This is a genomic window from Streptomyces paromomycinus, from assembly GCF_003865155.1.
Lineage (GTDB): Bacteria > Actinomycetota > Actinomycetes > Streptomycetales > Streptomycetaceae > Streptomyces > Streptomyces chrestomyceticus.
The window spans coordinates 3,043,973-3,057,414 of sequence record NZ_BHZD01000001.1; the positions used below are offsets into that span (position 1 = coordinate 3,043,973).

General features: G+C 71.6%; 10 protein-coding genes. 2 read left to right on the forward strand and 8 right to left on the reverse strand.

Annotated elements, in window-relative coordinates:
* The first annotated feature begins 221 nt into the window (after positions 1-221).
* A complete protein-coding gene (locus OEIGOIKO_RS12300; RefSeq protein ID WP_246177319.1) occupies positions 222-1,550 on the forward strand; it encodes an MFS transporter in 1,329 nt (442 codons plus the stop codon).
* Here OEIGOIKO_RS12300 and OEIGOIKO_RS12305 read toward each other — a convergent pair.
* The 4 genes from OEIGOIKO_RS12305 to OEIGOIKO_RS12320 form a co-directional block, all read right to left on the reverse strand.
* Positions 1,543-2,208 (reverse strand): DUF4360 domain-containing protein, encoded by a 666-nt coding sequence (locus OEIGOIKO_RS12305; protein ID WP_125054067.1) that lies wholly within the window; start codon positions 2,206-2,208, stop codon positions 1,543-1,545. The two genes, OEIGOIKO_RS12300 and OEIGOIKO_RS12305, sit on opposite strands and share 8 nt — an antisense overlap.
* Before the next feature lie 232 nt (positions 2,209-2,440).
* A complete protein-coding gene (locus OEIGOIKO_RS12310) occupies positions 2,441-2,650 on the reverse strand; it encodes an acyl-CoA carboxylase epsilon subunit (protein WP_125054068.1) in 210 nt (69 codons plus the stop codon).
* A 79-nt stretch (positions 2,651-2,729) separates the two neighbouring features.
* On the reverse strand, positions 2,730-4,313 hold the full coding sequence (locus OEIGOIKO_RS12315; protein ID WP_031004483.1) for an acyl-CoA carboxylase subunit beta: 1,584 nt from the start codon (positions 4,311-4,313) through the stop codon (positions 2,730-2,732).
* Positions 4,314-4,572: 259 nt separating this feature from the next.
* On the reverse strand, positions 4,573-7,017 hold the full coding sequence (locus OEIGOIKO_RS12320) for a polysaccharide lyase 8 family protein (RefSeq protein WP_125054069.1): 2,445 nt from the start codon (positions 7,015-7,017) through the stop codon (positions 4,573-4,575).
* Positions 7,018-7,263: 246 nt separating this feature from the next.
* Between OEIGOIKO_RS12320 and OEIGOIKO_RS12325 the strand changes: the two genes are divergently transcribed.
* Complete coding sequence (locus OEIGOIKO_RS12325; protein WP_125054070.1) at positions 7,264-7,905, forward strand: YceI family protein; 642 nt, start codon at positions 7,264-7,266, stop codon at positions 7,903-7,905.
* A 90-nt stretch (positions 7,906-7,995) separates the two neighbouring features.
* Here OEIGOIKO_RS12325 and cimA read toward each other — a convergent pair whose 3' ends face one another.
* From cimA to OEIGOIKO_RS12345, 4 genes are all read right to left on the reverse strand, one after another.
* Positions 7,996-9,612, reverse strand: a complete 1,617-nt coding sequence (gene cimA, locus OEIGOIKO_RS12330; protein ID WP_125054071.1) for a citramalate synthase — start codon at positions 9,610-9,612, stop codon at positions 7,996-7,998.
* A gap of 396 nt (positions 9,613-10,008) precedes the next feature.
* Entirely contained in the window at positions 10,009-11,328 is a 1,320-nt protein-coding gene (locus OEIGOIKO_RS12335) for an MFS transporter (protein ID WP_125054072.1), read from the reverse strand.
* Positions 11,329-11,393: 65 nt separating this feature from the next.
* Positions 11,394-12,632, reverse strand: a complete 1,239-nt coding sequence (locus tag OEIGOIKO_RS12340) for a TolB family protein (protein WP_125054073.1) — start codon at positions 12,630-12,632, stop codon at positions 11,394-11,396.
* Between the two features lie 177 nt (positions 12,633-12,809).
* The gene (locus OEIGOIKO_RS12345) at positions 12,810-13,430 is read right to left on the reverse strand and encodes a TetR/AcrR family transcriptional regulator (protein ID WP_125054074.1); all 621 of its coding nucleotides are present in this window, start codon (positions 13,428-13,430) and stop codon (positions 12,810-12,812) included.
* Positions 13,431-13,442: the final 12 nt, after the last annotated feature.

The window sequence follows — 13,442 nt, forward strand, 5'->3', positions numbered from 1 at the left end:
GTCCCTGTTGGATTTAACACCCCGATCACATATCCGTCACCCCTTCTGGCGTAAATGGCGGCTCAAGTTGCGCGAAAGACGTCAGAGAAAAGCCTGCATCACACCTTGCATGTGAAGTTCACAGGTTTCATGCTGCTCACATCACACCCGCGCCGCCGGAGCGCATCCCCCACCCCACCGCCCGTACCGCCGCACCGCACCACACCGCACGGAGGCAGGCCATGGCCCCACCGAAGCTCCCGCTCCCCGACCGGCTCGGCATCCCGGGCCCGCTGGTCCTCGGCTATCTCGGCGTGCTGCTGTTCATGGTGGGCGACGGCGTCGAGTCGGGTTTCATCGCTCCGTACATGGCGGGCCACGGCGCGGGCACCGAGGTGCACGCCTCGTACGTCATCACCGCGTACGGCGTGACCGTGATGCTCGCGTCCTGGCTGTCCGGCGCCCTGTCCGACCTGTGGGGCCCGCGCCGGGTGATGCAGCTGGGGCTGGCCGTGTGGGTCGTCTTCGACGTGCTCTTCCTGGCCTTCGCCCTGGGCCCGCAGAACTACCCGCTGATGCTGGTCTTCTACGGTCTGCGCGGCTTCGGCTACCCGCTCTTCGCCTTCGGCTTCCTCGTGTGGATCACCGCGACCGCGCCGACGGCCCGGATGGGCACCGCGGTCGGCTGGTTCTACGTCGCCTTCACCGGCGGACTGCCCACCCTCGGCTCGCTCGTCGCGGGGGTCACCAACCCCTGGTTCGGCCAGTTCGGCACCCTGTGGGTGGCGCTCGGCATCATCGTCCTGGGCGGCGCCTGCTGTCTGCTCGGCGTCCGGGAGCGCACCGGATTCGCGCGGCTGGCGCCGCCGGAGGTGCGGCCGGTGCAGTCGCTGCTGTCCAGCCTGTCCATCGCGTGGACGCACCCGAAAGTCGCCGTCGGCTGTGTCGTACGCGTCATCAACACCGCGCCGGAGTTCGGCTTCCTGGTCTTCCTGCCGACCTTCTTCGGCTCGGAGCTGGGCTTCGGGCAGGGCCGCTGGCTGACCCTGCTGGCCGTCATCTACGGCACCAACGTGCTGTGCAACCTGCTCTTCGGCGCGATCGGCGACCGGATCGGCTGGCGGCGGACCATCGCCTCGTTCGGCGGCCTCGGCTGCGCGGTCACCACGCTGACCCTCTACTTCGTACCGAAGGCCGTCGGCGGCAACTACCCCGTGGCGATCATCATGGGCATGCTGTACGGCATCACGCTGGCCGGATTCGTGCCCATCTCGGCCCTGATCCCGGCCCTCGCCCCGGAGCACAAGGGCGGTGCGATGGCCCTGCTCAACCTGGGCGCGGGCGGCGCGGCCTTCGTCGGGCCGGCCGTCGTCAGCGTCTTCCTCGGCCCGCTCGGCCCGGCCGGGGTCGTGCTCGTCTTCGCGGCGCTGTACGTCGTCTCCGCCGTCCTGACGCTGTACCTCAAGGTGCCGGAGCGGCCGGAGGGCCCGGCGGAGCCGGAGGGTCCGCGCACACCGGTGCACGCGGACCCCGTGGCCGTACGGACTGCTGCCGACGCGGCTGCTACCTAGGGCACTGCTTCCACGCGAAGTGGTACTTGGTGTTGATGCTGCCGTCGGTGGAGTCCATCGCCATGTAGCTGGTCAGCTTGGGGTCGGAGCCCTTGGCATCGACCCGCAGCTCGGTGTTGATGTTGAAGTAACGCTTCTCGCCGCAGGGGGCGTAGACCAGCGCGTCGATCCCGGTCTCGTCCGAGGACTGCCAGTTGGCGTCGTACGGACCGGTGAAGCGGTGGCTCTTGCGGGCCGTCTCGGAGCTGCCCTGGAAGTAGTAGCCCGCCTGTTCCAGGCCGACGGCGCCGGGCGCGAGCTGGGCGTAGCCGCGGTAGTCGGCCTTGGCGATCGCGTAGGTGAAGCCCTGGGGGACGTGGACGTTCAGCGCGATCTGGCAGTTCTTCCGGGAGTCCGTGGGTCTGCTGTCCTTGCCCGCCTGGGCGAGGTATTCGCTGTACGTCACGGTGAACGCGGTGTTGTCGGGCGCGACGGCCACCGCGGCGCTGCCTGGTCGGCAGCCCGAGCCGTTGACGGTGGCGACCGTGATGGTGATCTGGCCGGTCGGCGGCGCCTCTTCGCCGTACCGGGGCGAGGCCTGTGCGGAGGCGGGGGACGCCGACCCGGCGAGGAGCAGCAGCGATGCCGCGGCGGCACCGACACCCAGGGTGCGGAACATGGGCTTTCCTTCCGGTCGTCCTGCGGACGGCTCCCGGGGCCCGGGGGTGGACGCCGGGAGCGCAATGACGAGCGCATGTCAGCACGGGGATCACGGATTGGACAGCTCCCGGCCCCGGAGTCGGTGTGAACCTACGCCTTCTTTCGGCCGTCGCAGCAACGGCGTACGACCCGCGAAGAAAGCAGTCGGGCCCGGTACTCGGTGCGAGTACCGGGCCCGGACGGCCTGCTGCTCAGCGCTGCCAGCTGCCGGCGCCGCGGAAGCCGTGCTGGCGCTCCAGCCGGCGCCAGCGCGCGGCGGTGGCGCGGCGGCGGCCCGGCACGGCGGCCTCCGGGCGGTGGGCGGCGCGGGCGAGCAGGACGGCGGTCAGCGCCGCCAGCTCCTCCTCGCTGGCCTCACCCTTCTCCACGCGGATGGGGCCGGTCTGAACGGGAGTGGTCACGTCGTTTCTCCGGTCTGCGAAAGGTCCGGTCGGGGGCCGGTCGGTCGGGGGCCGCCGCACTGGGACGGACGGCCGCGCCCTACTGGGGCGGGTTGCCGTGCTTGCGGGCGGGCAGGTCCGCGTGCTTGTTGCGGAGCATGTCCAGGGAGCGGATGAGCACCTCGCGGGTCTCGGCGGGGTCGATCACGTCGTCGACCAGGCCGCGCTCGGCCGCGTAGTACGGGTGCATCAGTTCGGACTTGTACTCCTTGACCATCCGCGCCCGCATCGCCTCGGGGTCGTCCGCCTCCGCGATCTGCTTGCGGAAGATGACGTTGGCGGCGCCCTCGGCGCCCATCACCGCGATCTCGTTGGTGGGCCAGGCGTAGGTCAGGTCCGCGCCGATGGACTGCGAGTCCATGACGATGTAGGCGCCGCCGTAGGCCTTGCGCAGCACCACCGAGATCCGCGGCACGGTGGCGTTGCAGTACGCGTACAGCAGCTTGGCGCCGTGCCGGATGATGCCGCCGTGCTCCTGGTCGACGCCGGGCAGGAAGCCGGGCACGTCCAGCAGCGTGACGATCGGGATGTTGAACGCGTCGCACATCTGCACGAAGCGGGCGGCCTTCTCGGACGCCTCGATGTCCAGCACGCCGGCCAGCGACTGCGGCTGGTTGGCGACCAGGCCGACGACCTCGCCGTCCATCCGGGCCAGCGCCACGATGATGTTGGTGGCCCAGCGCTCGTGGACCTCCAGGAACTCGCCGTCGTCGACCAGCTCCTCGATGACCGTGCGCATGTCGTAGGGGCGGTTGCCGTCGGCCGGCACCACGTCCAGCAGGGCGTCGCCGGAGCGGTCGGCGGGGTCCTCGCACGCCACCGACGGCGGGTTCTCCCGGTTGTTCGACGGCAGCAGGGACAGCAGGTAGCGGACCTCTTCGAGGCAGGTCTGCTCGTCGTCGTAGGCGAAGTGGCACACGCCCGAGGTCTCGGCGTGCACATCGGCACCGCCCAGGCCGTTCTGGGTGATCTCCTCGCCGGTGACCGCGCGCACCACGTCCGGGCCGGTGATGAACATCTGCGAGGTCTCGCGGACCATGAACACGAAGTCCGTCAGGGCGGGGCTGTAGGCCGCGCCGCCCGCGCAAGGGCCGAGCATCACGCTGATCTGCGGGATGACGCCGGACGCCTTGGTGTTGCGCTGGAAGATGCCGCCGTACCCGGCCAGCGCCGAGACGCCCTCCTGGATACGGGCGCCGGCGCCGTCGTTGAGGGAGACCAGCGGGGCACCGGCCGCGATGGCCATGTCCATGATCTTGTGGATCTTCGTGGCGTGCGCCTCGCCCAGCGCGCCGCCGAAGATCCGGAAGTCGTGGGCGTAGACGAACACGGTCCGGCCGTGCACGGTGCCCCAGCCGGTGATCACACCGTCGGTGTAGGGCTTCTTGGCCTCCAGGCCGAATCCGGTGGCCCGGTGCCGCCGCAGCGGCTCCACCTCCCGGAAGGAACCCTCGTCCAGCAGCAGCTCGATCCGCTCACGCGCGGTGAGCTTGCCCTTGGCGTGCTGCGCCTCGGTCGCCCGCTCGCTGGGGCCGCGCCGGGCCTGCTCGCGGATGGCGTGCAGCTCGGCGACCCGCCCGCGGGCGTCGTTCGCCTCGGCGGGCACATCTTCGACAGTGGTCATGTATCGACGGTACGTGGCCGGACCCTCCGGAACCGATGTCGGTTTCGTACAACGTCGGAAGCGATTTGGTGGGCAGGCAGGACAGAAGCCTCCTGCACGCGGCCCGCGTCCGCCCCCGTGCGCACGCCGGAGGGCTCCAGCGGTATGTATGGGCCCGACAAAACGTGACCGCGCGGCATTGTGGCAGTCCGCTGCTTGACGGGCGCCGGGTCACCTTGATCAGCCCGTCCGCACCGCCGTGATCAGGGGGAACGGCCGGTCAGCGCGGCACGACCGTGCAGGTGCGGGTGGTGCAGGCGGTGCCTGGGGTGACGCGCAGGCGGAGTGCCGGGACGGTCGCCAGGACCGTGACGGAAGGGTCGGCGGCGAGCACCGCGCGGACCGGACGGTCCCAGACCACCTCGAACGGCTTCCCGGTACGGGGCGGCTCGGCCACGCACAGTGACGCCGTCCGGCTGTTGTGCCCGGCGTGGACGGTCCGCGCCGGCCGCTCGCGCAGCAGCACGCTCGCGGGCGCCGAGACGGTCAGTCCGCCCGCCGACCCGGCCTGCCAGAAGGTGGCGGCGGTCAGCCCGAGCGAGGGGACGGTGACCGCCTGCCGTTCGCCGGTGTTGGCGAGGACGGTCAGCCAGTGGCGGTCGGCGGCCCGGGCGGCGAGGGCGCGCGGGCCCGCCCCGGGCATCAGCAGGTACGCGTACGCGGCGTCCGCCGGGTCGGTGCCGTGATCGATCCACAGGGTCAGGTAGCGGCGGGTGTACGGGTCGGGCGAGCCGCCGGTGTTGATGTCGCTCCACGCGCCCGTCCGCGTGTCGCGCAGCGCGTGCGGGACCGTTTCCCCGCCGCCGGGGACGCGGGGGAAGACGTACCCGCCGTGCCCGGCCAGGTGAATCCAGCGGGCGCGCGGGAAGGCCAGCGGACGGCCGGGCGCCGCGGGCTGCCGTACGCCGTCGACGGTCAGCGCCTGTGTCCCCGACGCGCCCAGGTTGCGGTTGTCCACGACCGTCTCGGCGGGCACGCCGTCGCGGGAGGTGATGCCCGCGCCCAGGCAGATCACGCAGTCCGCGGCGAAGAACCACGACTTCTTGGCGCGCAGGGTGGAGGACAGGCCGCGCACGTCCTGCCCCACCGCGGCGAACTCGCCGTCGGTGGTTCCGCCCACCCACCGCGCGGCGGGCTTGGGCAGACCCCAGCCGCCGCCCTCGTTGTCGGCCAGCCGCTTGGCGGAGACGGTCGTGCCGGGCAGGCGGTACGGGTCGACGGTGGGCCAGAAGGCGTCCGTGTACTGGTCGTTCGCGAAGTCCCGGCCCCACCAGTAGAGCATTCCGGCGCCGGTGTGCCAGCCGCGCGGGTTCTCGCCGTTGCCGTTCTCGTAGTACGTGATGCGGTCCGAGGCCATGGCCAGGCCGGCGGCCCAGCCGGGGCGGCGGTGCACGGCCCGGTCCATGGCCGGGAAGAGCCGGTGGGCGACGGGTTCCGGCGCGACCGGGCCGCCGTCGTCCGCGAGCCCTTTGAGGCGGGCGAGGTCGGCGATCTCGTACTGCCGGTCGGCGAGCACCGGATAGCTGGTGTCGCGCCGGATCCAGCCCCGGACCATCGCCTGCCAGTGCTCCCGCTCCTGAGGCGCGGCCGCCTCCGCCAGGAGGGCGACGGCGGCGACCAGGGCGTGTCCGTGGAAGTGGTCGCCGCGCATCACCCGGCGCTCGTCGGCGCGCAGGTAGCCGCGGCTGACGGCGCGTCCGTTGACGCTGTCCATCATCAGGCCGTTGTAGAGCAGCGGGGCGTAGGCGTGTGCCACGCTGTCGAAGATGATCTGGCGCTTCGGGTCGGTGACGGCCCAGTCGGTCCCGGCGAGCAGGGTGAAGAGGCGGCCGAGTCCGTCGAGCAGGACGAAGCCGTAGGTGCCGGAGTAGGCGACCCAGGTGTGCTGGACGAAGGAGCCGTCGGCGTAGAGGCCGTCGCCCTTGGTGACGTACGGGAAGACCGGGGACAGCGCGTCGCGGGCCAGCGTGATCTTCGCCGGGGCGCCGCCGAGGATGCCGCGCAGCGCGACGACGCGGCACAGGTCGACACGGTTGGCGCCGGTGCTGGTGCCGGTGTAGTCGCCGAGCATGCTGTCCGGGACGAAGTGGTCGACGGCGGCCAGGTACCGGGTCCGCCGGTCCGCCCCCAGCTGCTCGTACAGCATCGCGACGGTGTCCAGGAGGAGGCGGGGGCTGCCAATCTGCCACTCCCACCAGTTGCCGTAGCGCGCCGTACCCGCGTGGTAGACCGTGTCGTGCACATGGTCCAGGCCCTTGACGACGTCGGCGGCGAGGGCGGCGTCCCCGGTCAGGCCGGTGCCGGGCTGGGCGTGAGCGCGGGCCATGGTGGCGAGGCGGCTGTAGCTGCGGGTGATGCCGGCCGGCGGATCGAAGGGGCTGTCGGGCCAGAGCGAGCCGGCGGCCGGGCGCATGGCCGCGCGGAAGCCGCGGGCCAGTTCGCCGGTCTCCTTCAGGCGGGCGGCATACGGTTCGGCGGCGGGGTCGAAGCCGGTGCCGAGCTGGATGCCGAGCCAGCGGCGGCGCAGGGTCTCGTACGGATCGCCGTCGGCGGTGCGCGCGGCGGCGGCCGGCCCGGTGAGCGCGGGCGTCAGCGCCAGGCCGAGCGCGCCCGCTCCGGAGAAGCCGAGGAAGCCCCGGCGGGACCAGACGGGGGAAGGCGGCACGGTCCGTCCTCTCCGTGAACGTCACGAACGTCAGGTGCGTACGGAAAACGGTCTGGTGGAGCGGTGTCCGACGGTCTAGCACGGGCTGCGGCGCTCCGACAATGCCCATGACACGTCCGCCACCCCAGGGCGGGCCCACCGGAACACCCGCATCACTCCCCCGTGAGGGAACTGTTGAAACTTGAACTAGATCGCGCTACGCTCAATCTCGTTGAAGGTTTAACAATTCACTTCCGAGGAGGAGCCATGGCTCTGTTCACCCGCAAGCGCGCCACGGCCACGGCCGCGGACGCCGGCCGCACCACCGCCCGGCGGCCCGCCGCCGTCCTCGACGCCGACCCGGCCCTCGCCGCCCTGACCGGCGACTACACCATCGACCCGGCGCACAGCCGGATCGGCTTCACCGTCCGGCACGCCATGGTCACCAACGTCCGCGGCGCCTTCGGCACCCACGAGGGCACCCTCCACCTGGACGGCGCCGACCCGGCCCGCTCCACCGCCGCCGTGGACGTCACGATCGCCTCCGTCGACACCGGCATCGCCGACCGCGACGCCCACCTGCGCGGCAGCGACTTCTTCGACGCCGACACCTTCCCCCTGATGACGTTCCGGTCCACCGCGGCCGAGCGCGTCGGCGGCGACACCTACCGGCTCACCGGCGACCTGACGATCAAGGACGTCACCCGGCCGCTCACCATCGACCTGGAGTTCCAGGGCTCGGCCACCGACGTGTACGGCGCCGAGCGCGTCGGCTTCGAGGGCAGCGCCGAGATCCTGCGCTCCGACTGGGGCCTGACCTGGAACGCGGCGCTGGAGACCGGCGGCGTGATGGTCAGCGACAAGGTCAAGCTCACCTTCGACATCTCCGCGGTGAAGGCCGCCACCTGAGCCGCAGGCTCCTGAGAACCCCGCGGCCCCGTACCGGGCCCCTCCCCCAAGGACCGGTACGGGGCCGCGGTCGTGCCCGCGCGCCGCGAACTACTCCTGCGGCTCGACCCCGGCCCGCAGCAGCCCGAACGCGTACGCGTCGTCCAGTGCCTGCCACGACGCGGCGATGACGTTCTCGGCGACGCCGACCGTGGACCACTCCCCCTGCCCGTCGCTGGTCGACACCAGCACCCGGGTGATCGAACCGGTGCCCACCCGGCCCTCCAGGATGCGGACCTTGTAGTCCACCAGCTCCAGCCCGGCCAGCTGCGGATAGATCCGCTCCAGCGCCACCCGCAGCGCCCGGTCCAGCGCGTGCACCGGACCGTTGCCCTCGGCGGTGGCCACCAGCCGCTCGCCCTTGGCCCACAGCTTCACCGTCGCCTCGTTGGCGTGCGTACCGTCCGGCCGGTCCTCGACGATCGCCCGCCACGACTCCACCCGGAAATACCGCAGCGGCCGCCCCTCCGCCTCCTCGCGCAGCAGCAGCTCGAAGGAGGCGTCGGCGGCCTCGTACGTGTACCCCGCCAGCTCACGCTCCTTGACCCGCTCCACGACCCGGCCGACCAGCTCTCGGTCGCCGCTCAGGTCGAAGCCCAGCTCCTTGCCCTTGAGCTCGATGGAGGCGCGCCCCGCCATGTCGGAGACCAGCATCCGCATGCTGTTGCCGACCAGCGCCGGGTCGATGTGCTGGTACAGGTCCGGATCGACCTTGATGGCGGAGGCGTGCAGCCCGGCCTTGTGCGCGAACGCGGAGACGCCGACGTACGGCTGGTGGGTGGAGGGCGTGAGGTTGACGACCTCGGCGATGGCGTGCGAGATGCGGGTGGTCTCGGCCAGCTTGCCCTCGGGCAGCACCTGGCGTCCGTATTTCAGCTCCAGGGCCGCCACGACCGGGAAGAGGTTGGAGTTGCCGACCCGCTCGCCGTAGCCGTTCGCGGTGCACTGGACGTGGGTGGCGCCCGCGTCCACGGCGGCGAGGGTGTTGGCCACCGCGCAGCCGGTGTCGTCCTGGGCGTGGATGCCCAGGCGCGCCCCGGTGTCCGCCAGCACGGTCCGTACGACGGCCCCGACCTGCGCGGGGAGCATGCCGCCGTTGGTGTCGCAGAGCACCACCACGTCGGCGCCGGCCTCGCTCGCGGTCCGCACGACCTGCTTGGCGTAATCCGGGTCGAGGGCGTACCCGTCGAAGAAGTGCTCGCAGTCCAGGAAGACCCGGCGGCCCTGTGCGCGCAGGTACGCGACGGTGTCCCGCACCATCGTGAGGTTCTCCTCCGGCGTGGTGCGCAGCGCCAGCTCCACGTGCCGTACGTGCGACTTGGCGACCAGCGTGACGACCGGCGCCTGCGACGCCAGCAGCGCCGCCACCTGCGGGTCGTCCTCGACCCGTACGCCCGCCTTACGGGTCGCGCCGAAGGCGACCAGCTGGGCGTGCCGGAGATCGATCTCCGTACGGGCCCGCTCGAAGAACTCGGTGTCCCGGGGGTTGGCGCCGGGCCAGCCGCCCTCGATGAAGCCCACGCCGAAGTCGTCCAGGTGCCGGGCGATGGTCAGCTTGTCCGCGACGGTCAGGTTGATGCCCTCGCGCTGGGCTCCGTCGCGCAGCGTGGTGTCGAAGACGTGGAAGGCGTCGGACAGCGCGGGTTCGGGTTCGGGTGCGTCCGTCATGGCTGGTCGGGCTCCTGTCGGGGTCTCGGTTTACCGGAATAACCGGTTCCACCGCCCCCTCGTGGTCCCGCGCGCTCCGCCTCCGGCGGAAGGTGGGCCGGAAACGAAAAGACCCCTCGCGGATGCGAGAGGTCTGCGCGCGGGTCTGGGGCGACGGTGACCGCGCCGTACTCGGGTGGGTACGGGACGGTCACTGCGGACCGGCGCGCCTGCTGCCAATAATCGTGGCGAACGGGAGCATGGGGGCATCCTGCCATATGTTCCCGGGGGGTGGCCGGGTGTCTCACAGTGCGGGCCCACTGGGGGGCCGGTCCTGTGTCCTCGCGCCGGACGGGCTCGGGTCTGGCTGCGGGCCGTCAGCATTGACGGTTCCTGTGTCCTCAAACGCCGGACGGGCTATTTCTGCGCCGGCTGCGGACGTGAGACGGGGGTCTGTTCCGCCTGCTTCACCCTGTTCAGGTCGATCGTCTTCGTCTCGCGCATGGTGATGTAGACGATCAACGAGACCGCCGCGCAGCCTGCCACGTACCAGTAGTAGCCGGACTCGATGCCGCCCTTCTTGAACCACAGCGCGACGTACTCCGCCGTGCCGCCGAAGAGGGCGTTGGCGATGGCGTACGGGAGGGCGACGCCGAGGGCGCGGATGCCGGTGGGGAAGAGTTCGGCCTTCACGCAGGCGTTGATCGAGGTGTAGCCGGTGACGACGAGCAGGGCGAGCAGGGCGAGGCCGAGGGCGGGCCAGAAGCTGCCGGCGTGCTTGAGGAGCGTCATGATCGGCACGGTCAGGAAGGTCGAGCCGACCGCGAAGGTGATCAGCAGCGGGCGGCGGCCGATGCGGTCGGAGAGCCGCCCTGCCAGCGGCTGGATGCACATGAAGACGAACAGGGCGCAGAAGCTGACCAGCGAGGCCGTCGGCTTGTCCAGGCCGGCGCTGCCGGAGAGGTACTTGGTGAGGTAGGTCGTGTACGTGTAGTACGCGACGGTGCCGCCCATGGTGAGGGCGATGACGAGGAACGCCTCTCGCCGGTGCGCCCACAGCGCCTTGAGCGTGCCGCGCTCCGGGTCGTTCTGCGCGCTGTCGTCCTGCGCGTACACCTCCGTCTCCAGCATGTTGCGCCGCAGGTAGAAGACGACGGCCGCGCCGAGCGCGCCGATGATGAACGGGATGCGCCAGGCCCAGCTGTGCAGCGCGTCCTCGGACATGGTGCGCTGGAGGACGATCTGCAGGCCGAGCCCGAGGAGCTGGCCCGCGGTCATGGACACGTACTGGAAGCTGGAGGCGAAGCCCCGCCGCCCGGGGGCGGACGCCTCGGTGAGGTAGGTGGCACTGGCCGCGTACTCACCGCCGACCGAGAGCCCTTGCAGCATGCGGGCGATGAGCAGCACGGCGACGCCGCCGTACCCGGCCACCGCGTAGGTCGGCGCGACGGCGATGAGGACGGCCGAGGCGGACATCAGCGTGACGGTGAGGGTCAGCGCGGCCTTGCGGCCCTTGCGGTCACCGACCCGGCCGAGCAGCCAGCCGCCCACCGGCCGCATGAAGAAGCCGACCGCGAAAATCCCCATGGTGTTCATGAGGTTGGCGGTGTCGTTCCCCTTCGGGAAGAAGGAGTCGGCGAAGTACACCGCGAAACTGGCGTACACGAACCAGTCGAACCACTCGACCATGTTGCCGGCCGAGCCGACCCAGATCTTCTTCCACTGCTCTCGTCCCATGACCGATCACGGTCGCCGACGCCGCCCGCCGCGGCAAGAGCCCGGCGGGCAACGATCACGCTTCGTTACCTGCGGAGTATGCGCAGGAACACGTCGGTCTCGTAGTTGGTGTCGCCGTCGACCAGGTCGTCGAGGTGCGACTCGAAGACGGCCTTGCGGCCGTCCGGTGTCATCCCGTCGGGCCCGGCGGTGGCCGCCCGGGGCTTGCCGTCGGTGCCGGGGCTGACCAGAGTGTCCTTCCCGGTCCGCAGGTCCTTGACGTACAGCCCGTACTCGACGCCGTAGGAGTGCAGCAGCAGGCGCCGGCCGTCCGGGCTGATCGCGTCGGCGTCGGCGTACTGATTGCCGTTGATACCGTCCACCCGCCGGATCGCACCGCTGCGGACGTCCCGCACGAAGACGTAGGAGCGGGCTTCGTCGGGCACCGGCACGATGTTCTTGGCCGACGAGTTGAAGGCGACGGTACGGCCGTCGGCGCTGATCAGCGGGTCGGTGGAGCCGGAGGTGGCGGGCAGGCCGTCGGCGGTGGTGTCGATCTGCCGCTGCTCGCCGGTACGCAGGTCCGCGAGGTAGATGTCGGCCCAGTCTCGCTCGCCGACGGGGCCGCCGCCGCGCCGGCTGCGCTCCCGGTAGGCCACCTGGGAGCCGTCCGCGCTGATGCGCGGGGAATCGTAGCCGCGCCCCTCCTTGGCGGGGACCCTGCTGGCCCGCCGGGTCGTCCCGGTCCGGCGGTCGCGTACGTAGATCCGGCCGGACTCCTCGTTCTGCGGCGGGGCGGTGGCCTGGAGGCCCACGAAGGCGACGTAGCGGCCGTCGGCGCTGAGCGCGGGCGTCTCGCCGCCGGTGAAGTTCGCGTCCATGTCCAGGTCGACGCGTTCCAGACGGCCGGTACGAATCTCGTAGACGTAGACGTGGTAAGTCCCGTTCATCCCGCCCGTCTCGGCGTTGAAGGCCACGTAGCGGCTGTCCGCGCTGATCGTGGCGAAGTCGGCGTTGCCGGGACCGAGCGGGGCGTTGAGGCGGCGGAGGGTGCCGGTACGGCGGTCACGCAGGAAGACGTCGTGCACGAGGGTGCCGTCGTTGTCGTCGCCCGGCACGAGGTTGTCGGCCTCCGAGTCGAAGGCGACGTACCGGCCGTCGGGGCTGATCGCGGCGTTGTACGAGCCGCCGCCGACCGCCTCCGAGCCGTCGGGCGCCGTGTTCACCCGTTCGGTACGGGGCCCGTGGCCGCCCGCCGCCACCGCGGGCGCGTCGGCACCGGCGCCGCTCAGCGCCACCGCCCCGACGAGTACGGCGGCCGCCACGGCCCCCGGTAACGCACGTCTGCCGCTGTCCGTACCCCTGGCCACACCCATGCTTCCCCCCGGAAACACCCGCCTCCGGCCCTGCGCCGGAGCGCCAGGGGATCCAACCGCACCAGCGGCGGCAGGGTCAATGCGCTCTTTTCCGTACAACCCGGGCCGAGTGTCAGGCGTCCGCGGTCACGCCTCTCCCTCATCCCCCAGCGCCTCGTCCAAGAACTCCCCCACATGCCCCAACACCTGCTGCCGGTCCAGGCCCGGCAGGCCGACGACGAGGTGCGTGGAGAAGCCGTCCAGCAGCGCGCGCGTACGCGTGGCGAAGCGCTCCGCGTCCACGGCCCGCAGTTCGCCCTTGGAGGCGCCTTCGACCAGCAGCGCCACCAGGTCGCGGTGCCAGGCCAGTTCCAGGTCGAGCTGGCGCTCGCGGGCCTCGTCGTCCGCGTTCTGCGAGCGGTTCCACACCTCCAGCCACAGGGTCCAGCGCGGGTCCCGGTGCCCTTCGGGCAGGTACAGCTCCACCAGCGCGTCGAGCCGCTCGCGCGCCGGGACACGACGCGCGAGCGCGGCCCGCCGCCGGGCGCCCAGCTGCTCCTCGCTCCACTGGAGGGTCTGGAGCAGCAGCTCGTCCTTGGTACCGAAGTAGTAGAGGATGTGCCCGCTGCTCATCCCGACCTCGCGGCCCAGCCCGGCCATGGTCAGCCGGTCCAGGCCCGATTCGGCGATGGTGGTCATGGCCGCGGCGAGGACCTGCTCGCGCGGCTGGGTGAGCCGCCGCCGCGGTCGTCGGACCGGTCCGGGCACGGGAACCTCCGG